The sequence below is a fragment of the Streptomyces sp. NPDC048496 genome, assembly GCF_043200055.1.
Lineage (GTDB): Bacteria > Actinomycetota > Actinomycetes > Streptomycetales > Streptomycetaceae > Streptomyces.
In genome coordinates this window covers 107,687-132,288 of sequence record NZ_JBICXB010000009.1, presented here as the reverse complement: position 1 = coordinate 132,288, position 24,602 = coordinate 107,687, and the positions used below count along the sequence as shown (strand labels likewise).

Here is a 24,602-nt window from a genome sequence, read left to right as displayed (position 1 = left end):
GCACACGGAGTGGCCGGGCGGCTCCCGCTGGGGGACGCCCGGTCAGTCCGTGAGACCCGCGAGGTCGCGGAGGCGGCGGCCCTGGGCCGCGCGCTCGGCGGTGCGCTGGTCCTCGTACGTACGCGAGACCGCACCGCTCAGCAGCGCCTTGGTCTCGACGACGGCGTCACGCGGGGCCGCCAGCAGCGCCGCGGACAGTTCACGGGTCGCCGCGTCGAGCTCGTCGGCGGGGACCACGAGGTTGGCGAGACCGGTGCGCTCGGCCTCCTCCGCGTGGACGAAGCGGCCGGTGGCGCAGATTTGGAGCGCGCGGGCATATCCGACCAGGTGCACCAGGGGGTGCGTGCCGGTGAGGTCGGGGACCAGGCCGAGACTGGTCTCACGCATGGCGAACTGCACGTCCTCGGCGACGATCCGCAGATCGCAGGCGAGGGCGAGCTGAAAGCCGGCGCCGATCGCATGCCCCTGGACCGCCGCGACCGACACGATGTCGTTGCGGCGCCACCAGGTGAAGGCCTCCTGGTACTCGGCGATGGTCGCGTCGAGCTCGGACTCCTTGCCGCGCGCCAGGTCGAGGAAGGACGGCTCACCGTCGAACCCCTCGGGGCTGAACGCCTGCCGGTCGAGCCCCGCGGAGAAGGACTTGCCCTCGCCACGGAGCACGACGACCCGCACGCTGCCGGGCAGCGCCCGTCCGGCCTCTGTCAACGCCCGCCACAGAGCGGGGGACTGAGCGTTGCGCTTGGCCGGATTGGTGAGCGTCACCGTGGCAACCGCGTCATCGACGGTGAGTCGTACGCCGTCCTGGTCGAGCACAGAATCGAGCGAAGTCATGGGGCGCCTCCGGTTCGGGTGCAGTCAGCATGTCGAGCTAAGTGACTGAACAGTAACCACCCGGTCGACCACATGGTCGACCGGGTGGCCACCGCCCGAAACCGGTGAGCCCTCGGGGCATGCCCGTCCTGCGACGTGCCCCGATCCGCCCAGGTCCCATCGTCGAGCTGCCGTACTCGCCCCAAGGGCGGCAGACAGCAGACGACACGGCCTGAGGCCGTCAGGCCGTGGCAGCCTTCTTGCCCCGTGTCGCTCCGCCGCGTCCCCGCAGCGTGACTCCGGACTCGCTGAGCATCCGGTGGACGAATCCGTAGGAGCGGCCGGTCTCTTCGGCCAACGCCCGGATGCTCGCACCGGAGTCGTACTTCTTCTTCAGGTCTGCCGCGAGCTTGTCGCGCGCGGTGCCGGTCACCCGGCTGCCCTTCTTCAGAGTCTCGGCCACCCGTGCCTCCTCATGGGAAGTGCGCTCTGGATTCTCATGATCACCCCTCGGGGGCTTCCTGGCCACCCATTCGGCAAGGTCCGTACAACCGGTTTCGCACCCCGGGAATACGTCTCCACGATCGGAATCTCGCATTCCGCCGGGCTTCTGGGGCGGTCCGGCGCGGAGTTGAGACGAAGAGCCAGGTCAGGGCCGTATGAGGGGAATCGGCCCCACATGGGTGCGCCCGGCAGTTATCTGCCGGGCGCCGCGCCGAGGTACGAGAGATCCTCACGCAGATGATGGATCACGCGTAGGCCGAATGATCCAGTCGGAGTGGATCAGCCGGCAGCGGTCAGGGAGGCCGCCCGGACCGCGGGAATCAGGCCAGGGCGACCAGGTCCCGGTAGTCCGCACCCCACAGGTCCTCGACGCCGTCCGGCAGCAGGATGATCCGCTCCGGCTGGAGCGCCTCGACCGCACCCTCGTCGTGCGTGACGAGGACGACCGCGCCCTTGTACGTGCGCAGTGCGCCGAGGATCTCCTCGCGGCTGGCCGGGTCGAGGTTGTTCGTCGGCTCGTCGAGGAGCAGCACATTGGCGGAGGAGACCACCAGGGTCGCGAGCGCCAGACGGGTCTTCTCACCGCCGGAGAGCACGCCGGCCGGCTTGTCGACGTCGTCGCCGGAGAAGAGGAACGAGCCCAGCGTCTTGCGGACCTCCACGAGGTCGAGATCCGGGGCGGCGGAGCGCATGTTCTCCAGGACCGTGCGCTCCGGGTCGAGGGTCTCGTGCTCCTGGGCGTAGTAGCCGAGCTTGAGCCCGTGGCCCTCGATGACCTCGCCGGTGTCGGGCTTCTCGGCACCGCCGAGGAGCCGTAGCAGGGTGGTCTTGCCCGCACCGTTGAGACCGAGGATGACGACGCGGGAGCCCTTGTCGATGGCGAGGTCCACGTCGGTGAAGATTTCGAGCGAACCGTAGGACTTGGACAGTCCCTCCGCCATCAGAGGGGTCTTGCCGCACGGCGAGGGCTCGGGGAAGCGCAGCTTGGCGACCTTGTCGGAGACCCGGACGGCCTCCAGGCCGGAGAGCAGCCGCTCGGCGCGCTTGGCCATGTTCTGCGCGGCGACGGTCTTGGTCGCCTTGGCGCGCATCTTGTCGGCCTGCGAGTTGAGCGCGGCCGCCTTCTTCTCGGCGTTCTGACGCTCACGCTTGCGGCGCTTCTCGTCGGCCTCGCGCTGCTGCTGGTAGAGCTTCCAGCCCATGTTGTAGATGTCGATCTGCGAGCGGTTGGCGTCGAGGTAGAAGACCTTGTTGACGACCGTCTCGACGAGGTCGACATCGTGTGAGATCACGACGAAGCCGCCGCGGTAGCTCTTGAGGTAGTCGCGCAGCCAGACGATGGAGTCGGCGTCGAGGTGGTTCGTCGGCTCGTCGAGGAGCAGGGTGTCGGCGTCCGAGAACAGGATGCGGGCCAGCTCGACGCGGCGGCGCTGACCGCCGGAGAGCGTGTGGAGCGGCTGTCCGAGCACCCGGTCGGGCAGGCTGAGCGCGGCGGCGATGGTGGCGGCCTCGGCCTCGGCGGCGTAACCGCCCTTGGTGAGGAACTCCGTCTCCAGCCGCTCGTACTTCTTCATCGCCTTCTCGCGGGTGGCGCCCTTGCCGTTCGCCATCCGGTCCTCGTTCTCGCGCATCTTGCGCAGGATCTCGTCGAGACCACGGGCGGACAGGATGCGGTCGCGGGCGAGGACGTCGAGATCACCGGTGCGCGGGTCCTGCGGGAGGTAGCCGACCTCACCGGAGCGGGTGATGGTGCCGCCGGCCGGTGCGCCCTCGCCGGCGAGGCACTTGGTGAGGGTGGTCTTGCCCGCTCCGTTGCGGCCGACGAGGCCGATGCGGTCGCCCTTGGCGATACGGAAGTTGGCGGACTCGATGAGGATGCGGGCGCCGGCGCGCAGCTCGATGCCGGAAGCGGTGATCACGGAAAAACTCCAGGGCGGTTTGGACGGCGGACGGGACGACTTCAGAGTCTCGACTCGACGCCGCTACTCATGCACAAGGAGAATTGCCATACGGGCCATTCTACTGGCGGTGTGCAACTGCTTTTCCGCATGCTCCTACGGCATTTGCCGATCACTCGCCCAGGACGCCCTCCGGCGCCGCGACTCGGCGGCGCAGCGGCAGCAGTGGTTCACCACCGGTTTCCGCAGCGGCGGCATGGCCGACTGCAACACCTTCCGGTGAGCCGGCCGCGCGGCCGGTCCGGCCACTGCCGGTGGCCGACGGCATACTGAGACGCAGATCACAATGGAGAGTGGAGAGAGGTGAGCGCCATGGCGGGCGCACCGGCCGGGGTTCCGACGATCTATCCGACGATTCTGTACGACGACGCGAAGGCCGCGATCAGGACGCTGACGGAGGGGCTGGGGTTCACCGAGGAAGCGGTGTACGAGGGCGAGAACGGCACGGTGATGCACGCGGAGCTGTCCTGCGGCAACGGCAGGGTGATGCTGGGCTCCAAGGGGCGCGGGGGGATCTTCGCCAAGGCGATGACGGATGCCGGACCGAGCGGGGTGTACGTCGTGGTGGACGAGGTCGATGCGCACCATGCGCGGGCCGTGGAGTACGGGGTGGAGATCCTGATGCCGCCCACGGATCAGGACTACGGGTCGCGCGACTACATGGCGCGTGACGCGGAGGGCAATGTGTGGAGCTTCGGGACGTACGCCCCGGGGTCCGCGGACTGACCGCGTCCGCGTCCCCGGGCGCTCCACCCTGATTCCTACGCGCCGCCGGTGTGCACCTGGAAGGCGGCCCGGCGGACGGCCTTGGCCAGCGCGGGGTCCGGATGGGCGGCGGCCAGCGCCACGAGCACCTGGACGGTGCGCGGGTGGCCGACGGCCCGGACCTCGTCCAGCAGCGCCGGGACCGTGCCCTGGACGGCGGAGTCGAGATGACGGACCAGCAGTGCCGTCTCGCCGTGGTCGGCGACGGCCGCCGCGGTGTCGACCCAGAGCCAGGTGGCTTCCTCGCGGCTGAGGAGCTCCTGGGCGTCCTCGGGGTCGGCTCCGTCGTACTCGGCCAGCCAGAGCAGCGCGTAGGGGCGCAGCGACGGGTCGGTGACGACGGAGCGCACCACCGGCTCGGCGGGGGCCCCGACGACCCGGAGCGCCTCGAAGGCGAGTCCGCGCAGCAGCGCGTCCTCACCGCGGGCGACGGCGAGCAGTTCGGCGACGGCGCTGCCGACGGGACGGGCGGCCAGCCAGGCCCGGTATTCGGCGCGGGCCGGTCCGGGGGTGAGCCGGGCACAGCCGAGCAGCATGTCGGCGGCGGACTGCTCGATGTTCCCTGCCGGGCTCTGGGCGGCGACGCAGATCTGTTCCAGTTTGACCCAGACCGCCCAGTTGCCGAGCGGGGTGAGGGTGGCATGACCGGCGCCGAGCGTGAGTGCGCCGACGGCGGCCAGCCCCTCCAGTGCCCAGTCGAGGAGCAGCGCGACCAGGGCGGCGGGGTGCGCGGTGAGAGCGGGTGCCGCCGGTTCGGCCGGCGCCTGCGGTCCGTACGGCACCTCGCAGCGCTCCTCGTGGAGTTCGGCGACGCGCTGGCCGAGGAGATCGAGGAGGGCGGGCACGGTGACCGGGCCCGCCGAGAGCTGCAGGAGAGAGAGCACCTGGGGTACGGCCTCGACGGCTTCGGCGACCGCGGTGGACTCGATGTCCTCGGGCGCCGGGTGGACGAGCGACCAGGCGTCGAAGAGCGCCACCCAGCCACGGAGCACGGCGGAGTCGTCGCGGTCCCAGGCGCGCAGCCGCCAGCCGGGGCGTGCGGTCTCGCCGTGGAGTTCGACGAGGCCGGCCAGGCGGGCCCGGTCCCAGCCGGAGCGGACCTGCGCCGGGGACAATTCCAGTGCGGTCGCAGCCCGTTCGAGAGCGTGGGCGGCGAGCGGGGCCGTGCCGGGGCTCGCGCCGTCGGCGGCCCAGCGGGCGATCCGTACGGCGTCGGCGAGCGCGGCCCTGGCCTGGCGGGCCAGTTCCGCACGGGGCGGGGTGCCCTCGGGCGGGCGGGGGGCCGGCCTGGTGCGCCGGGTGGTCACGGCCTTGCGGGCGGTGGCAAGGGGTCGCGGGCGGACAAGTCGCAGCCTGGAGTCGCGCGGGGTACGGGACGTCACGGGGAGCAGTCTTGCCTCTGACGGCCCGAAAGCCCAAACGGAACCCGGATTCGCGGCAGCAGGGGGCTGCCGGCCCGGACGGTTCCAACCGGCCGATCCCTCGCATCAGCTCACATCAGGGGCGTGAGGAAGCGTCGCAGGGCCTCTTCGTAGCGGGCCGGATCGGCATTCCACATCGCCGCATGCGGAGCCTGCGGTACGGGATGCAGGGCGACCAGGTCGGGACGGCGCTCGGCGAGCTTCCGGCTCGGCTGCCAGGGGGCCAGGGTGTCGGCGGGGCCGTGGAAGATCAGCGTCGGGACGTGCAGGGCCTGCGGGAGGGAGGCGTCGAGGAGCCGGGAGCCGCGCAGACCGGTCTGGCCCTGGGCGGCGCGCAGGGCGAGCGGCAGCAGCGGGGACGGGACGCCGCGGGCGGTGGCCAGGGCACGCAGGGTGGTGGCCCAGTCGAGCACCGGGGAGTCCAGGACGAGGCCGCAGATCCGCGTGCGGAGCGCGGAGTTGACGGCCGCGTGCAGGGCCATGGAGGCGCCGGTGGACCAGCCGTGCAGGACGACCTTCTCGGCGCCGTACCGCACGGCGAAGCGGACGGCCGCGTCCAGGTCGCGCCATTCGGACTCGCCGAGGTGGGCGAGTCCGTCCGGGGAGCGCGGGGCTCCGGGGTCGCCGCGGTAGGCCAGGCCGAGGACCGGCAGCCGCAGGCCGTGCAGGAACTCCATGATGTTCATGGGGTGTTCGCGGGTGGTGCCGAGGCCGTGCACGGTGATGACCCAGGTGTCCCGGGGGCCGGGCACGAACCAGGCGGGCAGGATGCCGAGCTCACCGGGGATCTCGACGTCCTCGTGGTCGAGGCCGAGGGCCGTACCGGGGTCGCCGCTGTACAGCGCGGGGGTGATCCGGACCTGGGCGCCGGGTTCCAGGCTGCCGTCATTGACGCGTTCCAGTCTGCGTACGACGGCGTCGGGGGCGTGCGGTGCGTGCTCGATCACCGGGCCGACGACGGCCTGGACACCGTCGCCCACCAGTCCGTACATACCCGGCCGGAGCGCGGCGAAGGAGCGGGTCAGTGTGACCTGCCCGGCCGCCGTGGCGTGCACGGTGAGTTTCCGGTCTGCGGGGAGCGGACGTCCGGACGGCGCTCTCAGGGCGGCGTGGCTGGCGTACCGGCCGGCCACGACCGCTGCCGCGCCGACGCCGAGGACGGTGGTGACGGCTGCTGCCGCCGCTGTTGCCGGGCGCACTGCTTCAGTGTCGGGGGGTGTGCCGCGCCCTGCCAGTGGACGGGGGCCGTCCGGTGGCTCGCCGGGGCTCCCGGTCAGCCGGGTTGTCCGTACCCCTTCAGGGCGTCCTGCACGTCGCGCAGCTGAGCGAGGGAGAGCAGGGACGGGGTGTGGCCGGGTACGGAGCTCGCGGTGAGCCAGAGCCTGCACATCCATTCCAGCTGGGCGGTGCGGTCGTAGGCCTGGTCGAGGGTGGATCCGTAGGTGACGGTTCCGTGGTTGCGGAGCAGACAGCCCGTGCGGTCGCGCAGGGCGGCCAGCATGTGCTCGGCCAGCTCCTGCGTTCCGTAGCGCGCGTAGGCCGCGGTACGGACGGGGCCGCCGAGCATGGCGGCGGCGTAGTGCACCAGCGGGACCTCGGGGACGAGGGTGGAGACGGCCGTGGCGTGCACGGCGTGGGTGTGCACGACGGCGGCGGCGTCGGTGTTGCGGTAGACCGCCAGGTGGAGCGGGAGTTCGCTGGTCGGGGCGAGGGCGCCGAGCACCTGGTTGCCGTGGAGGTCGACGGCCACGGTGTCGCCGGGGCCGAGCCGGTCGTACGGCACACCGCTCGGGGTGACCAGGACGAGGTCGCCGACCCGCGCCGACACATTGCCCGAGGTGCCGACGACCAGGCCCTCCGTCGCGGTCCTGCGGGCGGTGGCGACGACACCGTTCCAGGCCTGCTCGATCGCGTCGCGTGCGTCGTTCGCATCGCGCCCGCCGTGCCCGTTGTGCCCGTTGTGTGCGTCCTCGCGGTGATCGCTCATGGGGGAATCCTGTCAGCGGGGCCGCCGCGGCAGGAGACCTCGGGTGACCCACATCTCTTTTCGGAGGTTTCCCGGCGTCGGACCACGGGGCGTGAAGCGGGGCGGGAGGGGCGAAATCCGGCCACGACAGGCACTGCGCCCCGCATCGGCTGTCGGTGACCCGACAAAAAGAATGGCTCAACTCCGCTTGGAGTCACCACAGGGCCCCGCCCAGTTCATCTTCCGTTCACCCAGGTTGCCTACGTTCCACGTGCCAATGACGTCGAACGATTGCCTGGGTAAATGGAACACATCACGCTGCTACTCGCGATTGTGATCGTGACAGCTCTAGTGTTCGATTTCACGAACGGTTTCCATGACACCGCGAACGCGATGGCGACCACCATCTCGACCGGTGCTCTCAAACCCAAGACAGCGGTGGCCATGTCCGCCGCTCTCAACCTCGTCGGCGCGTTCCTGTCGGTGGAGGTCGCCAAAACGATCTCCGGCGGGATCATCAATGAGGACGGGCTGCGGACAGAAGTCATCTTCGCGGCCCTCGTCGGCGCCATTCTGTGGAATCTGCTGACCTGGCTGGTCGGCCTGCCGTCCAGTTCGTCCCACGCACTTTTCGGCGGCCTGATCGGCGCCGCGGTGATGTCGGCGGGCTGGTCCTCGGTCGACGGCGGAACCGTCGTCACCAAGGTGCTGCTTCCCGCGGTCGCCGCCCCGGTCGTCGCCGGTCTCGCCGCACTGCTGGCGACCAGGCTGACGTACCGGATCGGCGGCGGGATCCGTAACGACGCCCAGGAGAAGGCCACCGCCAAGGGCTACCGGGCCGGCCAGATCGCCTCGGCCGGACTGGTCTCGCTCGCCCACGGCACCAACGACGCGCAGAAGACCATGGGCATCATCACCCTGGCCCTGGTCACCGGTGGCGTCCTGTCCCCTGGCTCGAACCCGCCGGTCTGGGTCATCGTCTCCGCCGGTCTGGCCATCGCGCTCGGCACCTACCTGGGCGGCTGGCGCATCATCCGCACCATGGGCAGCGGCCTCACCGAGCTCAAGCCGCCGCAGGGCTTCGCCGCCCAGACCAGCGCGGCCACGGTCATCCTGGCCTCCTCGCACCTCGGCTTCTCCCTCTCCACCACCCAGTCCTGCTCCGGCGCCGTGATGGGTGCGGGTCTGGGCCGCCGGGGCGGTGTGGTCCGCTGGTCCACCGCGACCCGGATGTTCGTCGCCTGGGGTCTGACCCTGCCGGCCGCGGGTCTGGTCGGCGCGGGCGCGGAGTTCCTCACCAAGCAGGGCACCTGGGGTGTCGCCGTCGTCGCCGTCCTGCTCGTCGCGGGCTCCGGAGCGATCTGGCTGCTGTCCCGGCGCAAGCCGGTCGGGCACGACGATGTCGCGCCCACCGGCGAGGTCGCCGAACCGGCGGGTGTCATCACCACCGCCATCGCGGCCGTCACCCCGCCGCCGCCCGCCGGGGCGGCCGCGGTCGCCCCGGCAGTGGACACGACCACGGACCTCAAGACCACCATCCCGGCCCAGCCCGGAACCGTCGCCGCCGATCCGGCGCGGCCCGCCACGGTGTAAGGACAGATCACCATGAACATCGACTGGGCAGCCCTCGGCTCCGTTTTCGGCGTCTCGCTCGTCGTCACCGTCGCACTGGTGGGCCTCTTCACCCTGGGCATCGTCGGCCTCTCCAAGCAGCCGGAGCCGGCCGCGCAGGGCGGCTCCACCGGAGGCTCCCTGGTGCTCGCCCGCGCGGGCGCGTACCTCTGCTTCGGGCTCTGCGCGGCCTCGGTCGCGTACGGGATCTATCTGATCGTCGCCTGAGCCCCTTCCCGCACTCCCTCATCGGGCCGGACACACCTCGCGTGTGTCCGGCCCGATGTGCGTCTGCGCACACTGCACCGCCGCAGGTCAACGCCAGGTTGACGGGCGTTCGCGGAGCGTGGTGGACTGCCGGAGCCATTTACGGCGACAGCAGAGGAAGCCGGTGCGAATCCGGCGCGGTCCCGCCACTGTCACCGGGGAGCAGTCCCCCACACCGGAAGTCACGGCCCGCGCATGCGGGCTGGAAGGCCGGGGGAACTGCGGATCCGGGAGCCAGGAGACTCTCGCCGCCGGTCACGTCGAACCAGGGCGCGGACCCTGAGTGAGGACATATCGCCATGCCCGGCTGCCGTGCGTCCGCCGTTTCTGTGCCGCTCTCACCAGGAGCCGGCTGTACCAGGGTCCTTCGAGGCAGCGCGGCCGGCTGAGCCGTGCGAGCCGACCGCATCTTCGCGTACGGCGCCGCCGCCGGCCTGATCGGCGATCTGCTGCTCGGCGATCCCCGCCGGGGGCATCCGGTCGCCGCCTTCGGGCGGGCCGCGGCGGGCGTCGAACGGCGTCTGTGGCGCGACCACCGCGGGTGGGGCACCCTGCACACCCTGGTCTGCGCCGGAGGCGCTGCGGGTGGAGCCACGCTGGCCGCCCATGCCGTACGCCGTCATCCCGCCGTCTCCGTCGCCCTGACCGCGGCCGCCACCTGGTCCGTCGTCGGCGGCACCTCGCTGGGTCGCGAGGCGCGCGCCATCGGCGGCGCGCTCACCGCCGGTGACATCGAGCTGGCCCGGGAGCGCCTCCCCCATCTGTGCGGGCGCGACCCGCACTCCCTCGACGGGCCGCAGATCGCGCGCGCCGTGGTGGAGTCCGTGGCCGAGAACACCTCGGACGCGGTGGTGGGTGCCCTCGTGTGGGGCGCGCTGGGTGGCGTGCCCGGACTCGTCGCCTACCGCGCCGTCAACACCCTCGACGCGATGGTCGGGCACAAGTCGCCCCGCCATCTGCGCTACGGCTGGGCCTCGGCCCGCCTGGACGACGTCGCGGGCTGGCCCGGCGCCCGGCTCACCGCCGCGCTCGCCGTGGTTGCCGGGGGGCAGCCACGTCGAGCGCTGCGGGCCTGGCGGGCGGACGCGGGCAGGCATCCGAGCCCCAACGCGGGTCCGGTGGAGGCCTCGTTCGCGGGGGCGCTCGGCGTACGGCTCGGCGGGACCCTCGCGTACGGCGGGCGTGTCGAGCACCGGCCGGTACTGAACGGCGCGACCGGCCGTGCGGTGGAGACCGGGGACATCGAGCGCGCGGTGCGGCTGTCGCGCCGGGTGGGGGTGCTGGCTCTCGGCGTGTGCGCGGCGGGCCGGCTGATCGCGGGACGGTGGTCGCCCCCGGGGTGGCGTCCGGCCGCGGGACGGAGCGGGACATGAGCGGCGGACTGCTGGTCGCCGGAACCACGTCGGACGCGGGCAAGAGCGTCGTCACGGCAGGCATCTGCCGGTGGCTGGTGCGCCAGGGCGTGAAGGTCGCGCCGTTCAAGGCGCAGAACATGTCACTGAACTCGTTCGTCACCCGCGAGGGCGCGGAGATCGGACGCGCGCAGGCGATGCAGGCGCAGGCCGCGCGGGTGGAACCGACCGCGCTGATGAACCCGGTGCTGCTCAAGCCCGGCAGCGACCGGTCCAGTCAGGTCGTCCTGATGGGCAGGCCGGTGGGCGAGATGAGCGCGCGCGGCTACCACGGGGGGCGACAGGAATCCCTGCTCGGTACGGTCGTGGACTGTCTGGAGCAGCTTCGGGGCACCTATGACGCCGTGATCTGCGAGGGGGCGGGCAGCCCGGCCGAGATCAATCTGCGGCGCACCGACATCGTGAACATGGGGATCGCGCGGGCCGCGGGGTTTCCCGTCGTCGTCGTCGGCGACATCGACCGCGGTGGCGTCTTCGCCTCGTTCTTCGGCACGACGGCACTCCTCGGCGCCGAGGACCAGGCGCTGATCGCCGGCTATCTGGTCAACAAGTTCCGCGGCGACGTGTCGCTCCTGGAGCCGGGGCTCGACATGCTGCACGGGCTGACCGGGCGGCGGACGTACGGAGTGCTGCCGTTCGCCCACGGCCTGGGCATCGACGAGGAGGACGGGCTGCGGGTCTCGCTCCGCGGCGCGGTACGCGAGTCGGTCGTCGCACCGCCGCACGGCGAGGACGTGCTGCGGGTCGCGGTGTGCGCCGTACCGCTGATGTCGAACTTCACCGATGTGGACGCGCTGGCCGCCGAACCGGGTGTCGTGGTGCGGTTCGTGGACCGGGCGGAGGAGCTGGCCGACGCGGATCTGGTGATCGTGCCGGGCACGCGCGGGACGGTAAAGGCGCTGGCCTGGCTGCGGGAACGGGGGCTGGCCGACGCGCTGCTGCGCCGGGCGGCGCAGGGGCGTCCGGTGCTCGGCATCTGTGGCGGGTTCCAGGTGCTCGCGGAGCAGATCGAGGACGAGGTGGAGTCGCGGGCGGGGCGGGTCGACGGGCTCGGACTGCTGCCGGTGCGGATCCGGTTCGACCGCGAGAAGACCCTCGCCCGGCCGGTCGGTACAGCGCTCGGGGAGCCGGTGGAGGGATACGAGATCCACCACGGGGTCGCCGATGTGCGGGGCGGCGAGCCGTTCCTGGACGGGTGCCGGGTCGGCGCGGTGTGGGGGACGCACTGGCACGGGTCGCTGGAGAGCGATGCGTTCCGGCGGCGGTTCCTGGGGGAGGTCGCGCGGGCGGCGGGACGGCGGTTCGTGGCCGCGCCCGACACGAGTTTCGGGGCGTTGCGGGAGGAGCAGCTGGATCGGCTGGGGGATCTGATCGAGGAGCACGCGGATACGGGGGCGTTGATGCGGTTGATCGAGACGGGGGTGCCGGAGGGACTCCCCTTTGTGGGCCCTGGGGCGCCGGAGGTGCCGGCGGCCCGTGGGGCCGGGGTGACTGGGGGGTTGGCGTGAGGGGGACGCCTTCGGCGGGCTCTGTTCCCCGGCCCGCACCTTCCCGTGACCGGGTCTCGGCCCCGGACCCCGGTCCTCGGGTGCCGGACGGGCCGAGCAGTCGCCCACAAGCGCAGGGCAGCGGGCCGGACGGACTGAGTGGCGGGCCGGAACCGGTCACCGGTTCTTGGATGGATGACGTCGTCAAGGAGGCTTTGTGAGTACCCCGTATCCCTTTACCGCCATCGTCGGGCAGGACGATCTGCGGCTCGGATTGTTGCTGAACGCCGTATCGCCCGCTGTCGGTGGTGTGCTCGTGCGTGGGGAGAAGGGGACCGCCAAGTCCACCGCCGTGCGGGCGCTCGCCGCGCTCATGCCCGAGGTCGATGTCGTCTCCGGATGCCGGTTCTCGTGTGACCCGGTGTCGCCCGATCCGGCGTGTCCCGATGGGCCCCACGAGGCCGGAGGCGGCGTGTCGCGGGCTGCGCGGACCGTGGAGCTGCCGGTGGGCGCCTCCGAGGACCGGCTCGTCGGGGCGCTCGACATCGAGCGGGCGCTCACCGACGGGGTCAAGGCGTTCGAGCCGGGGCTCCTCGCCGACGCGCATCGCGGAATCCTGTACGTCGACGAGGTCAACCTGCTCCATGACCACCTGGTGGATCTGCTGCTGGACGCGGCTGCCATGGGTGCCTCGTACGTGGAACGCGAAGGCGTCTCCGTACGGCATGCCGCGCGGTTCCTGCTCGTCGGAACGATGAACCCCGAAGAGGGCGAGCTGCGGCCGCAGTTGCTCGACCGGTTCGGGCTGACCGTCGAGGTCGCCGCGTCACGCGACACCGATCAGCGGGTCGAGGTCGTACGGCGGCGGCTCGCGTACGACGACGATCCGGCCGGGTTCGCCGCCCGGTGGGCCGAGGAGGAAGGGGAGTTGCGGGAGCGGATCGCCGCCGCGCGGGCGCTCCTTCCCCACGTGGTGCTCGGGGACCGTGCGTTGCGGCAGATCGCCGCCACCTGTGCGGCCTTCGAGGTCGACGGGATGCGCGCCGACATCGTGATGGCCCGCACCGCGACCGCGCTGGCCGCGTGGGCGGGACGTACCGACGTGCTCGCCGAGGACGTCCGGCAGGCCGCCCTGCTGGCGCTCCCCCACCGGCGCCGCCGCAATCCGTTCGACGCGCCCGGTCTCGACGAGGACAAGCTCGACGACACGCTGGAGCAGAACAGCGGTGAAGGGGACGGGGGCCCGGACGATCCCGATCCGGACGGGCCGGGTGGAGGCGCGCAGCCCCCGCGGGGGGATGGTCCCGACACGCCGCCGCAGCCCGGGGCGGGGAACGGCGACACGCCCGGACTGCCCTCGCAGGGCCAGCCGGCCGGCGGCGAGCAGCAGCCCGTACGTGCTGCCGAGCCGTTCCGCACGAAGATGCTGAGCGTGCCGGGGCTCGGCGAAGGCGCGGCGGGGCGGCGGTCCCGGGCGCGTACCGAACACGGTCGTACGACCGGGGCGCGGCGGCCCGAGGGGGCCCTGACCAGACTGCATCTCGCCGCGACCGTGCAGGCTGCCGCCCCGCACCAGCGTGCGCGCGGACGGTCGGGCCGGGGGTTGGTGGTGCGGCGGGATGATCTGCGGCAGGCGACCAGGGAGGGACGCGAGGGGAACCTCGTTCTTTTCGTCGTGGACGCGTCCGGGTCGATGGCCGCCCGGCAGCGGATGGGCGCCGTGAAGGGTGCGGTGCTGTCGCTGCTGCTGGACGCGTACCAGCGGCGGGACAAGGTCGGTCTGATCACCTTCCGCGGCAGGGACGCCGACGTGGCACTGCCGCCGACCTCGTCCGTGGACGCGGCCGCCGCGCGGCTGGAGACGCTGCCGACCGGGGGGCGCACCCCCCTCGCGGCCGGACTGCTGAAGGCCCATGACGTCCTGCGGGTGGAGCGGCTGCGCGATCCGTCGCGGCGGCCGCTGCTGGTCGTGGTGACGGACGGACGGGCGACCGGAGGCCCGGAGCCGGTGGCCCTGGCGGCGCGGGCCGCGCGGCTGCACGAGGCCGAGGGCACGGCGTCCGTCGTCGTGGACTGCGAGTCGGGGGTCGTGCGGCTCGGGCTGGCCGGCTCCCTGGCCCGCGATCTCGGGGGCACCGCCGTCACGCTCGACGAGCTGCGGGCCGACTTGATCGCCGGGCTCGTCAGGGATGTTCAGGGAACCAACGGATCCAACAGGAGGGCCGCCTAATGCCGCAGGGACAGCCGACCACCGTGCCGGACGACGGGCTGACGACGCGTCAGCGCCGCAACCGTCCGCTGCTCTTCGTCCATACCGGTATCGGCAAGGGCAAGTCGACGGCCGCGTTCGGGCTCGCGCTGCGCGCCTGGAACCAGGGCTGGCCGATCGGGGTGTTCCAGTTCGTCAAGTCGGCGAAGTGGAAGGTCGGGGAGGAGAACGCGCTGAAGGTCCTCGGCGCGAGCGGTGAGGGCGGCACGGTCGCCTGGCACAAGATGGGCGAGGGCTGGTCGTGGGTCCAGCGCGGCCTGCACGGTGACAACGCGGACAACGAGGAGAAGGCCCGCGAGGGCTGGGAACAGGTCAAGCGCGACCTGGCCGCCGAGACGTACAAGCTGTACGTCCTCGACGAGTTCGCGTACCCGATGCACTGGGGCTGGATCGACACCGACGAGGTGGTCGAGGTGATGCGCAACCGTCCGGGGACGCAGCATGTGGTGATCACCGGGCGCAACGCCCCGGAGAAGCTCGTCGAGGCCGCCGACCTGGTGACCGACATGTCCAAGGTGAAGCACCCGATGGACGCCGGCCAGAAGGGCCAGAGGGGCATCGAGTGGTGACCATTCCGCGACTGGTGATTGCCGCGCCGGCCTCCGGCAGCGGCAAGACCACCGTGGCGACGGGACTGATGGCGGCCTTCGCGGAGCGCGGCCTCGCCGTGTCGCCGCACAAGGTCGGGCCCGACTACATCGACCCCGGCTATCACTCGCTGGCCACCGGGCGGGCGGGGCGCAACCTCGACGCGTACATGTGCGGGCCGGAGCTGGTCGCTCCGTTGTTCGCGCACGGGGCGCGTGGCTGCGACCTGGCGATCGTCGAGGGGGTGATGGGGCTGTACGACGGGGCGTCCGGGCAGGGCGAGTTGGCGTCGACCGCCCATGTCGCGAAGCTGCTGCAGGCACCGGTGGTGCTGGTGGTGGACGCGTCGTCGCAGTCGCGGTCGGTGGCGGCGCTGGTGCACGGCTTCGCCTCGTGGGATCCGGCGGTACGGATCAGCGGGGTGATCCTCAACAAGGTCGGCTCGGACCGGCACGAGATGCTGCTGCGGGAGGCGCTGGACGAGTCCGGCGTGCCGGTGATGGGGGTGCTGCGGCGGGCCGAGCAGGTGGCCACGCCCTCGCGCCATCTGGGGCTGGTGCCGGTGGCCGAGCGGCGCGGCGACGCGGTGGACGCTGTCGCGGCGATGGGGGCGCAGGTACGGAGCGGGTGTGACCTGGATGCGCTGATGGCGTTGGCGCGGTCGGCGCCGCGGACGCCTGCCGCGTCGGGGGCGTGGGATCCGGTGGAGGCCGTGCGGGAGGCGGGTGGAGGCAGGGACGCCGACGGCGAGGATGGCCCGGGCGGGCTGGACGGTGGTCCGGGCGGGCCGCGTCGCGGCCGGCCCGTCGTCGCCGTGGCCGGAGGGCCCGCCTTCACGTTCTCCTACGCCGAGCACAGCGAACTCCTCGCCGCCGCCGGGGCCGACGTCGTGACGTTCGATCCGCTGCGGGACGAAGCGCTGCCCGAGGGCACCCGCGGGCTCGTCATCGGTGGGGGGTTCCCGGAGGTGTACGCCCCCGAGCTGTCCGCCAACGAACCGCTCCGCAAGGCCGTTGCCGATCTCGCCGCCGCCGGGGCTCCCCTTGCCGCCGAGTGTGCCGGGCTGCTCTATCTCTCGCGTTCGCTCGACGGACTGCCGATGTGCGGGGTGCTCGACGCCGACGGCCGGATGTCGAAGCGGCTGACACTCGGCTACCGGGAGGCCGTGGCACTCACCGACAGTCCGCTGGCCGCGGTCGGCACACGGCTGCGTGGGCACGAGTTCCACCGCACGGTGCTGGAGCCGGGCGCCGGCGCCTCCCCCGCCTGGGGGATGCATCTGCCGGAGCGGCGCGTGGAGGGCTTCGTGCAGCAGGGCGTCCATGCCAGCTATCTGCATACGCACTGGGCCTCGGCGCCGGGCGTCGCGCGGCGGTTCGTCGACAGGGCCGCGGTGTGACCCCGTCGGTCCGCGATGCCCACCACCGGCCGGCTGAAGCCGCTCCACGCCACGGTGCACAGCGGCGTGGAGCGGGCCGGCTGGGCGTGGTGTGCCGAGCGTCCCTCTCCCGCGCCGTGTGCCGCCTGGCGTACGGCGAGGAGTCGCTCCATCCTGCTCCTTGTCCCGCTCTCGTTCCCGGAAGGATCTCGCCCCATGGTTCTGCTCGTCGTCGGGGTCGGCGCGGGCCGTGGTGCGCCGGCCGGTGAGGTGCTGGAGCTCGTCTCGTCCGTACTGTACGAGGCGGGGCTTTCGCCCCGCGGCGTCGTGGAGTTGGCGACCCTCGACACGAAGACCGAGGAGCCGGGGATCGTAGAAGCGGCGGCACGACTGGGCGTTCCCGTACGCGGGTACAGCGCGGAGGAACTCGCCGCGGTCGCCGTACCGAACCCGTCGGGCGCCGTGCTCGCCGCGGTCGGTTCGGCGTCGGTCGCGGAGGCGGCGGCTCTGGTCCGCGCCGACGAACTCCTCGTACCGAAGCGGAAGTCGAACCCCGCGGGGCGGGTGGGGAAGGTGACCTGTGCGGTGGCCCGGCGGGCTTCGCACGCGCATCCGGATCCGACCGTTGCGTCGAGTGCGGTGCCGGGCACATAGTCGTCCTGCCGTCGCTCCATCCCCATCGTCATGAACTCGCCCCCCACACCCTCTGGAAGTCAATGCACACTCCCACTGAGAGACCCGATGTCAACCGCGCGGACGGACAGCACGATCTGCGGCACCACGGTGACGCGGAGGTCCGCGGCCTGGATCTGACCGATCTCGCCGTCAACGTACGTACCGATACGCCCCCGGCCTGGCTGAGGGAACGAATATCCGCGTCCCTCTCCACGCTCGCCGCCTATCCGGACGGGGGCCGTGCGAGGGCCGCGGTCGCGGAACGGCACGGGCTGCCGGTGGATCGGGTCCTGCTGACAGCGGGTGCGGCGGAGGCGTTCGTGCTGATCGCGCGGGCACTGCCGGCCCGGCGGCCGGTCGTCGTGCATCCCCAGTTCACCGAGCCCGAGGCGGCGTTGCGCGCGGCCGGGCACACGGTGGGGCGGGTGCTGCTGCGCGCGGAGGACGGTTTCCGACTGGATCCGGCGGCCGTGCCCGAGGAGGCGGATCTGGTGGTGGTCGGCAATCCGACCAACCCGACGTCGGTCCTGCATCCGACGGCCGCGCTGGAGAAACTGGCGCGCCCCGGGCGGACGTTGGTGGTCGACGAGGCGTTCATGGACGCGGTGCCGGGCGAGCGCGAGGCGCTGTGCGGACGTCACGACGTCCCGGGCCTCGTCGTGCTGCGCAGCCTCACCAAGACATGGGGGCTGGCCGGGCTGCGGATCGGTTACGTGCTGGCTTCCCCGGAGACCATCGGCGCGCTCCAGGAGGCGCAGCCGCTGTGGCCGGTGTCGTCCCCCGCGCTGGCGGCGGCCGAGGCGTGCATGGAGCCGCGGGCGCTGGTGGAGGCGGCCGCCGCGGCGGACCGTATCGCGGTGGACCGGGCCCATCTGATCGCCGGGCTCATGGAGTTCACCGAAGTGCGGGTGGCGGAGCCGGCCGAGGGGCCGTTCGTACTGGTGCGGCTGGAGCGGGCAGCGGAGGTGCGGGAGCGGCTGCGGGCGCTCGGCTTCGCGGCGCGGCGCGGCGACACGTTCCCGGGGCTGGGTCCGCAGTGGCTGCGGCTGGCCGTGCGCGACCGCGTGACGACCAACCGTTTTCTGCAGGCGCTCGATCAGGCGCTCCAGGTGCTCGCCTCCCCCAGGAACCGCTGACGGGGAGCGGCGCTCACCCCTGTGTGAACGCCGCTCCCCCATGCCCCCTGATTTCCCCCTGTCCCGCCCCTCGGGCCGGGCCGGTGTCAGTCCTGGGCGCGCCTGCGTGCCACGACCGTCGCGCCCGCACCCAGCGCCAGCAGGAACGCCGCTCCGCCCGCGAGGTACGGCGTCGTGGAGCTGCCACCGGTCTCCGCGAGGTTCGTGTCGACCGCTGCCGGGGCGTGGCCGGTCCCGGTCTGCGGTTTCATCTCGCCGCCGGTGCTGCCACCGCTGTCGCCTCCGCCGGAGTTGCCCCCCGCGGGCTCGGTGGGCTCGGCGCTGGGAGCGGCCGCCTTCGGGGTCTCGCAGGTCGCCTCGGCGAGCGTGACCTCGCCCTGGACGTCGGCGACATTGAGCTTGAGCGGGTTGACCGACACCTTCAGCCGCAGCGCGGTCGCCGCGGCGGTACGTGACGTGGTCTGCGTCTTCGACAGGTCGAGGACGACCTCGCCGACGCCGGGCACCGCCACCCGTGTCGTGCCGCCCGCCGTCAGCGTGATTTTCCGGCCGAGGACCGTGACATGGCCCAGCACATTCGATTCGGCGACGGGCTTGTGGCCCACTTCGCAGACCGCCTTGGAGGTGACCTTCTCGACCTCGATGAGCGAGAGCCGCGGCAGTCCGGGCACATGGACGCGGGCCTTCGCCAGGTTGCTGTAGCCCTCGGCCCTGTGCTTGTCGACGGTCGCGTCCGCCGTGGCCACGTCGGCACGCAGCACGTCGACCGGGCGGCCCTGCGACACGCCGTCGAGCCGCACGCTGAGTGCGGTCTCCTCGGCGCTCGCCGGTGCGTGCACCTCGTTGAGCGTGGCCTTCAGCGGCACGTCGACCGTCTTGTTCAGGAGTGAGACGTCGAGTGCGGTGCGGAGCACGACCGCGCTCGCCTTCCCGCCGCCGGTGGTCGTGGTGGACCCGGTGGCGTGCGCCGGGGCGGCAACCAGCAGGGCGACGGGAGCGGCGGCAACCGCCAGTGCGGCGAGGCGGAAGGTGTTGCTGTTCAAGATGGTGGAACCCCCACAAGAGACATGGAGCCACCGGCGCCGTCCAATGGGGGACATCGCGGGCACCGGTGGCCTCGACTCCGTGAATCTTTTCGTACAGAGGGTGAACTGGCAGTTGCCTGGGGCGAGTTCACCCCAAAGGGGGTTGCCGTGTCTGTATTCGAATATCTCGGCACGTGCGACCCTCGGTGTCACCCGATCCGCTGAGCGTGTGCGAGGTGCCGGCCGACTGCGCCGGGGTGTGCGCTGAAGTGCTTCAACGAGCGCGAGCTCCGTCCGGTCACTGGCTGTCAACGCGGCGCCGGGGCGGCATCAGCCGATCACACGGCCGTTCAGCACCACATGGCGCGGCGCCGCCAGCACCCGAACATCCGCCCGCGGGTCCGCCTCGTACACCACCAGATCCGCCGGGGCGCCCTCCTCAAGACCCGGCCGCCCGAGCCAGGCGCGCGCACCCCAGGCCGTCGCCGAGAGAGCCTCGCGGGGCGGGATGCCCGCCGTGACCAGTTCGGCGACCTCCGCCGCCACCAGGCCATGGGCGAGCGAGCCGCCCGCGTCGGTGCCGACGAAGACCGGCACGCCCGCGTCGTACGCCGCGCGCACGGTGTCGTAGCGACGCTCGTACAGCCGCCGCATGTGCGCCGACCAGCGCGGGAACTTCGCCTCGCCGCCGGCCGCGAGGTCCGGGAACGTGGCGATGTTGACCAGCGTCGGGACGATCGCGACGCCGCGCTCGGCGAAGAGCGGGATGGTGTCCTCGGTCAGCCCCGTCGCATGCTCGATGCAGTCGATCCCGGCCTCGACGAGATCGACGAGAGCGGCCTCGGCGAAGCAGTGCGCGGTGACCCGGGCGCCGAGCCGGTGCGCCTCGGCAATGGCCGCCTCGACCTCGCCGCGCGGCCAGCAGGCGGCCAGGTCACCGGCGTCCCGGTCGATCCAGTCACCGACCAGCTTGACCCAGCCGTCGCCGCGCCGCGCCTCCTGCGCGACGTATGCGACGAGGTCGCCGGGCTCGATCTCATGCGCGTAGTTCCGGGTGTACCTGCGGGTCCTGGCGATATGACGTCCGGCCCGGACGATCTTGGGAAGATCCTCGCGGTCGTCGATCCACCGGGTGTCGGAGGGCGATCCGGCGTCCCTGATGAGCAGCGTGCCGGCCTCCCGGTCGGTGAGCGCCTGCTTCTCGCTCGTGGCGGCGTCGACCGGACCGTGGTGATCGAGCCCCACATGGCAGTGGGCGTCCACGAGGCCCGGCAGCACCCAGCCGGTGACGGTCTCCGCCGCGTCCGCGCCGGGCGGCCGCTCGTACGAGATCCGCCCGTCGACGGCCCACAGCTCGTCCCGTACGTCGTCGGGACCGACGAGTACCCGCCCCTTCACATGCAGCACCGGCTGCACCGTGTGATCACTCATGGCAACACTGTACGAGGCGGCCGATGGCGGCCTCGGTACTCTCGACGGAAGCGCTGTTCGTACGCCGAACCGCAGGCCGATCCGATCCGAAGAGAGCACCACCGTGACGCACCCCTTCCTCGACCTCGCCCCGCTCACCGCCGCACACTTCGCCGCCATCGAGCGGCGGGTGGCCGGCCTCCTCGCCACCGAGCAGGACGTCGTCATCATGCAGGGCGAGGCACTGCTTCCCCTCGAAGGCTGCATCCGGGGCGGCGCCCGGCCCGGTTCGACCGCACTGAACGTGGTCACGGGGCCGTACGGGCAGACCTTCGGGAACTGGCTGCGCGACTGCGGTGCCAATGTCATCGATCTGGCGGTGCCGTTCCACACGGCGGTCACCGCCGACCAGGTCGCGCAGGCGCTCGCCGCGCACCCGGAGATCGACTTCGTCTCGCTGGTCCACGCGGAGGCGGCGACCGGCAACACCAACCCGGTCGCGGAGATCGGTGAGGTCGTCCGGGCGCACGGGGCGCTGTTCATGCTGGACGCCGTCGCCTCGGTGGGCGCCGAGCCGCTGCTGCCGGACCTGTGGGGCGTCGACCTGTGCGTGATCGGCGCGCAGAAGGCGATGGGCGGCCCGGCCGGGGTGTCGGCGGTGTCGGTGAGCGGGCGCGCCTGGGAGCGGATCGCCGCCAACCCCGAGGCCCCCCGTCACTCGTACCTCTCGCTCCTGGACTGGAAGCAGCGCTGGATCGACGGCGGCCGCAAGGCGCTCCTGCACGCCCCCGCGCAGCTGGAGATGCTGGCCCTGGAGGCGTGCGTGGAGCGGATCGAGACGGAGGGTCTGGAGGCGCTGATGGCACGGCACGCGGCGGCCGCCGCGGCGACGCGGGCGGGCGCGGTGGCGCTCAGCGGCGGCCTGGCGCCGTACGTGCACGAGGCGCGGGACGCGGCGCCGGTCGCCACGACGCTGCGCGCCCCGGCGGGGATCGACGCCGCCGGGCTGGTCGCCAAGGCACTCGCGGCCGACCCGTCGCTGCCGCTGATCGCGGGCGGCGGGGCGCTGTCCAAGGAGATGATCCGGGTCAATCACTACGGTGTGGACGCGACGCGGGGCGCGGTGCAGTCCTCGCTCGCGGCTCTGGGGGCGGCGCTGGCCGACGCGGGCCGGCCGGTCGACTTCGAAGCTGCCCGCAGGGCCGTTTCGGAAACGTGGCCGAGCGAATAAGACCGACCGGCAATTGGGGGGCTGCGGCGGATCTCCACGAATTCATCAATGCGGGGAGCTGCTCCATTCAGAGCAGCTCCCCGCGTTCTTTTGCCCGCTTCCCCGGACCCTAAACTCCAAAGTTTCAGCAGCGCCGATCCGCGCAACTACATCGAGCGCGACGGCATCACCCACGGCCTCGACATGGCGACCACCGCGAAACGCTCCTTCATGGAGACCTTCCGGAACGTGGTGCTGCGCCCGCGCGACCTTCCGTACAAGGTGATGTTCCCCGGCCCGACCGGCACCAACGCGGTCGAGGCCGCGCTGAAGCTGGCCCGCAAGGTGAAGGGACGCGAGTCGGTCGTCTCGTTCACCAACGCCTTCCACGGCATGTCGCTCGGCTCGCTCGCCGTCACCGGCAACGCCTTCAAGCGGGCCGGGGCCGGTATCCCGCTGGTGCACGGCACGCCGATGCCGTTCGACAACTATCTCGACGGCCGGGTCCCGGACTTCCTCTGGTTCGAGCGGCTCCTCGAGGACCAGGGCTCGGGTCTCAACCAGCCCGCCGCCGTGATCGTCGAGACGGTGCAGGGCGAGGGCGGCATCAATGTCGCGCGGCCCGAATGGCTGCGGGCGCTGGCCGATCTGTGCCACCGCCGCGACATGCTGCTGATCGTCGACGACATCCAGATGGGCTGCGGCCGTACGGGCGCGTTCTTCTCGTTCGAGGAGGCCGGCATCACGCCGGACATCGTCACCCTGTCGAAGTCCATCAGCGGTTACGGACTGCCCATGTCGCTCTGCCTGTTCCGCCCGGAGCTGGACGTCTGGGGACCGGGCGAGCACAACGGCACCTTCCGCGGCAACAATCCCGCCTTCGTCACCGCCGCCGCCGCTCTCGACGCCTACTGGGCGCACGGCCAGCTGGAGAAGCAGACCCTGGCCCGCGGCGAACAGATCGAGCAGGCACTGCTGGCGATCTGCGACGAACATGCCCGGCTCGGCGCCCGGTTCCGCGGCCGCGGCCTGGTCTGGGGACTGGAGTTCGCCGACGCGTCGCGCGCCGCCGCGGTCTGCGCCCGCGCCTTCGAACTGGGGCTGCTGGTGGAGACCTCCGGTCCGCGGAGCGAGGTCGTGAAGCTGCTGCCGGCCCTGACCGTCACCCCCGAGGAACTGGACGAGGGCCTGCGCACGCTGGCCCGTTGCGTCCGCGAAACCGCCTGACACCCCGGCGCGCAGAGACACCGAAGAGAAAAGTAGAGAAAGGCACCGACTCACCGTGATCGTCCGATCGTTCAGTGACATCGAGAACACCGACCGGCATGTGAAGGCCGCCTCCGGCACCTGGGAGAGCAAGCGCATCGTCCTCGCCAAGGAGAGGGTGGGCTTCTCGCTCCACGAAACCGTGCTGTACGCGGGCACGGAGACGTCGATGTGGTACGCGAACCACATCGAGGCCGTGTTGTGCACCGAGGGCGAGGCCGAGCTCACCAACGACGAGACCGGCGAGAAGCACTGGATCTCTCCCGGCACGATGTACCTGCTGAACGGGCACGAGCACCACACGCTGCGCCCGAAGACCGACTTCCGCTGCGTCTGCGTCTTCAACCCTCCCGTCACCGGACGGGAGGACCACGACGAGAACGGCGTCTATCCCCTGCTGACCGAGGAGGGCTGAACCATGACCACCGATGTACGCGCCGATCTGTATCCCACCCGGGGCTCGGCCGAGCTGATCACACCCCGCCGGGACCCGGTCATCTGGTCGGCGCCCGGCGCCCCCGGTCCGGTCGCCGTGAAGGACCTGCAGGGGCTCGAGCGTGACGGCTTCCTCACCGTCGACGAGCTGATCACACCCGCCGACGTCGACGGCTACCGGGCCGAGCTCGACCGGCTGACCGCCGATCCCGCGGTCCGGGGCGACGAACGCTCGATCATCGAGCCCACGTCGCAGGACGTCCGCTCGGTCTTCGAGGTCCACCGGATCAGCGAGGTCTTCGCCCGGCTGGTCAGCGACGAGCGGGTGGTGGGCCGGGCCCGCCAGATCCTCGGTTCGGACGTGTACGTCCACCAGTCGCGGATCAACGTCAAGCCGGGCTTCGGCGCTTCGGGGTTCTACTGGCACTCGGACTTCGAGACCTGGCACGCCGAGGACGGTCTGCCGCACATGCGGGCGGTGTCCGTGTCGATCGCGCTGACCGAGAATCACGGCACCAACGGCGGGCTGATGATCATGCCCGGTTCGCACAAGTCGTTCCTCGGGTGCGCGGGCAGGACACCGAAGGACAACTACAAGAAGTCACTGAGGATGCAGGACGCCGGCACCCCGTCCGACGAGGCGCTGACCAGGATGGCCGACCGGTACGGCATCCGGCTCTTCACGGGTCCGGCCGGTTCGGCGACCTGGTTCGACTGCAACTGCATGCACGGCTCGGGGGACAACATCACCCCGTACCCGCGCAGCAATGTCTTCATCGTCTTCAGCAGTGTGGAGAACACCGCCGAGGAACCGTTCGCGGCGCCGGCCAGGCGCCCGGAGTTCATCGGGTCGCGGGACTTCTCGCCGGTGGGATGAGGCGGTGGCGCGGTGGGGGGGGGGGGGGGCGCGGGGCCCCCCCCCCCCCCCCCCCCCCCCCGCGCCCCCCCCCCCCCCCCCCCCCCCCCCCCCCGCGGGGCAAAAAAAAAAACCAACAAACACCAAACA

18 protein-coding genes, 3 pseudogenes and 1 riboswitch are annotated in these 24,602 nt (G+C 72.0%); of the genes and pseudogenes, 13 read left to right on the top strand and 8 right to left on the bottom strand.

The annotated features are described in order from the left end of the window. Window positions 1–42 precede the first annotated feature (42 nt). The 3 genes from ACGFSA_RS12740 to ACGFSA_RS12730 form a co-directional block, all read right to left on the bottom strand. Window positions 43–834 (bottom strand): enoyl-CoA hydratase/isomerase family protein, encoded by a 792-nt coding sequence (locus ACGFSA_RS12740; protein WP_393303382.1) that lies wholly within the window; start codon window positions 832–834, stop codon window positions 43–45. Window positions 835–1,054: 220 nt separating this feature from the next. After that, a complete protein-coding gene (locus tag ACGFSA_RS12735) occupies window positions 1,055–1,276 on the bottom strand; it encodes a helix-turn-helix domain-containing protein (protein ID WP_037691626.1) in 222 nt (73 codons plus the stop codon). A 361-nt stretch (window positions 1,277–1,637) separates the two neighbouring features. Further along, window positions 1,638–3,236, bottom strand: a complete 1,599-nt coding sequence (locus ACGFSA_RS12730) for an ABC-F family ATP-binding cassette domain-containing protein (RefSeq protein ID WP_393303380.1) — start codon at window positions 3,234–3,236, stop codon at window positions 1,638–1,640. A gap of 351 nt (window positions 3,237–3,587) precedes the next feature. Here ACGFSA_RS12730 and ACGFSA_RS12725 point away from each other — a divergent pair, with 351 nt between their 5' ends. Continuing rightward, window positions 3,588–4,001 (top strand): VOC family protein, encoded by a 414-nt coding sequence (locus ACGFSA_RS12725; protein WP_393303378.1) that lies wholly within the window; start codon window positions 3,588–3,590, stop codon window positions 3,999–4,001. A gap of 35 nt (window positions 4,002–4,036) precedes the next feature. Here the strand turns inward: ACGFSA_RS12725 and ACGFSA_RS12720 are convergent, their stop codons facing one another. The 3 genes from ACGFSA_RS12720 to ACGFSA_RS12710 form a co-directional block, all read right to left on the bottom strand. Further along, window positions 4,037–5,347: a hypothetical protein gene (locus ACGFSA_RS12720; protein ID WP_393303478.1), complete on the bottom strand. Its 1,311-nt coding sequence runs from the start codon at window positions 5,345–5,347 to the stop codon at window positions 4,037–4,039. 185 nt (window positions 5,348–5,532) lie between these two features. Continuing rightward, on the bottom strand, window positions 5,533–6,660 hold the full coding sequence (locus tag ACGFSA_RS12715; RefSeq protein ID WP_393303376.1) for an alpha/beta hydrolase: 1,128 nt from the start codon (window positions 6,658–6,660) through the stop codon (window positions 5,533–5,535). Window positions 6,661–6,734: 74 nt separating this feature from the next. After that, window positions 6,735–7,448: a class II aldolase/adducin family protein gene (locus tag ACGFSA_RS12710; RefSeq protein WP_393303374.1), complete on the bottom strand. Its 714-nt coding sequence runs from the start codon at window positions 7,446–7,448 to the stop codon at window positions 6,735–6,737. Window positions 7,449–7,730: 282 nt separating this feature from the next. Between ACGFSA_RS12710 and ACGFSA_RS12705 the strand changes: the two genes are divergently transcribed. The 8 genes and pseudogenes from ACGFSA_RS12705 to cobC form a co-directional block, all read left to right on the top strand. Next, window positions 7,731–9,020, top strand: a complete 1,290-nt coding sequence (locus ACGFSA_RS12705) for an anion permease (RefSeq protein ID WP_393303372.1) — start codon at window positions 7,731–7,733, stop codon at window positions 9,018–9,020. Window positions 9,021–9,032: 12 nt separating this feature from the next. Then, window positions 9,033–9,266, top strand: coding sequence for a hypothetical protein (locus ACGFSA_RS12700; protein WP_037691639.1), 234 nt, complete (start codon window positions 9,033–9,035; stop codon window positions 9,264–9,266). Between the two features lie 152 nt (window positions 9,267–9,418). Then, window positions 9,419–9,550: riboswitch (cobalamin riboswitch) on the top strand. A 147-nt stretch (window positions 9,551–9,697) separates the two neighbouring features. Then, entirely contained in the window at window positions 9,698–10,678 is a 981-nt protein-coding gene (locus ACGFSA_RS12695) for a cobalamin biosynthesis protein (protein WP_393303370.1), read from the top strand. Then, window positions 10,675–12,425 (top strand): annotated as a pseudogene (locus tag ACGFSA_RS12690) (cobyric acid synthase). Before ACGFSA_RS12695 ends, ACGFSA_RS12690 begins: the two are co-directional and overlap by 4 nt. Continuing rightward, complete coding sequence (locus ACGFSA_RS12685; protein ID WP_393303368.1) at window positions 12,422–14,434, top strand: putative cobaltochelatase; 2,013 nt, start codon at window positions 12,422–12,424, stop codon at window positions 14,432–14,434. Before ACGFSA_RS12690 ends, ACGFSA_RS12685 begins: the two are co-directional and overlap by 4 nt. Beyond that, window positions 14,434–15,042: a cob(I)yrinic acid a,c-diamide adenosyltransferase gene (gene cobO / locus ACGFSA_RS12680; RefSeq protein ID WP_030920034.1), complete on the top strand. Its 609-nt coding sequence runs from the start codon at window positions 14,434–14,436 to the stop codon at window positions 15,040–15,042. The genes ACGFSA_RS12685 and cobO overlap by 1 nt, the downstream gene beginning before the upstream one ends. Next, complete coding sequence (locus tag ACGFSA_RS12675) at window positions 15,036–16,460, top strand: cobyrinate a,c-diamide synthase (protein ID WP_393303365.1); 1,425 nt, start codon at window positions 15,036–15,038, stop codon at window positions 16,458–16,460. Before cobO ends, ACGFSA_RS12675 begins: the two co-directional genes overlap by 7 nt. 246 nt (window positions 16,461–16,706) lie before the next feature. After that, window positions 16,707–18,250, top strand: a pseudogene (gene cobC / locus ACGFSA_RS12670) (Rv2231c family pyridoxal phosphate-dependent protein CobC); the annotation flags it as partial. 86 nt (window positions 18,251–18,336) lie between these two features. Here the strand turns inward: cobC and ACGFSA_RS12665 are convergent. Further along, window positions 18,337–19,293: an SCO1860 family LAETG-anchored protein gene (locus ACGFSA_RS12665; protein WP_393303363.1), complete on the bottom strand. Its 957-nt coding sequence runs from the start codon at window positions 19,291–19,293 to the stop codon at window positions 18,337–18,339. A 312-nt stretch (window positions 19,294–19,605) separates the two neighbouring features. Continuing rightward, complete coding sequence (locus tag ACGFSA_RS12660; protein ID WP_393303361.1) at window positions 19,606–20,706, bottom strand: amidohydrolase family protein; 1,101 nt, start codon at window positions 20,704–20,706, stop codon at window positions 19,606–19,608. A gap of 103 nt (window positions 20,707–20,809) precedes the next feature. On the opposite strand from ACGFSA_RS12660, the gene ACGFSA_RS12655 reads away from it, so the two are divergent. The 4 genes and pseudogenes from ACGFSA_RS12655 to thpD all read left to right on the top strand — a co-directional run bounded on the left by ACGFSA_RS12655 (window position 20,810) and on the right by thpD (window position 24,473). Next, window positions 20,810–21,916: a pyridoxal-phosphate-dependent aminotransferase family protein gene (locus ACGFSA_RS12655; RefSeq protein WP_393303359.1), complete on the top strand. Its 1,107-nt coding sequence runs from the start codon at window positions 20,810–20,812 to the stop codon at window positions 21,914–21,916. Between the two features lie 144 nt (window positions 21,917–22,060). Continuing rightward, window positions 22,061–23,122: pseudogene (locus ACGFSA_RS12650) on the top strand (aspartate aminotransferase family protein); the annotation flags it as partial. A gap of 55 nt (window positions 23,123–23,177) precedes the next feature. Beyond that, on the top strand, window positions 23,178–23,576 hold the full coding sequence (locus tag ACGFSA_RS12645; protein WP_393303357.1) for an ectoine synthase: 399 nt from the start codon (window positions 23,178–23,180) through the stop codon (window positions 23,574–23,576). Window positions 23,577–23,579: 3 nt separating this feature from the next. After that, window positions 23,580–24,473 (top strand): ectoine hydroxylase, encoded by an 894-nt coding sequence (gene thpD / locus ACGFSA_RS12640; protein WP_393303355.1) that lies wholly within the window; start codon window positions 23,580–23,582, stop codon window positions 24,471–24,473. Window positions 24,474–24,602 lie beyond the last annotated feature (129 nt).

Bases quoted from the DNA above. Each gene is read 5' to 3' on its own strand.
- ACGFSA_RS12710 (WP_393303374.1), bottom strand. From the start codon at position 7,448: ATGAGCGATCACCGCGAGGACGCACACAACGGGCACAACGGGCACGGC.
- ACGFSA_RS12700 (WP_037691639.1), top strand. From the start codon at position 9,033: ATGAACATCGACTGGGCAGCCCTCGGCTCCGTTTTCGGCGTCTCGCTC.
- thpD (WP_393303355.1), top strand. From the start codon at position 23,580: ATGACCACCGATGTACGCGCCGATCTGTATCCCACCCGGGGCTCGGCC.
- ACGFSA_RS12660 (WP_393303361.1), bottom strand. From the start codon at position 20,706: ATGAGTGATCACACGGTGCAGCCGGTGCTGCATGTGAAGGGGCGGGTA.
- cobO (WP_030920034.1), top strand. From the start codon at position 14,434: ATGCCGCAGGGACAGCCGACCACCGTGCCGGACGACGGGCTGACGACG.
- ACGFSA_RS12705 (WP_393303372.1), top strand. From the start codon at position 7,731: ATGGAACACATCACGCTGCTACTCGCGATTGTGATCGTGACAGCTCTA.
- ACGFSA_RS12725 (WP_393303378.1), top strand. From the start codon at position 3,588: ATGGCGGGCGCACCGGCCGGGGTTCCGACGATCTATCCGACGATTCTG.
- ACGFSA_RS12740 (WP_393303382.1), bottom strand. From the start codon at position 834: ATGACTTCGCTCGATTCTGTGCTCGACCAGGACGGCGTACGACTCACC.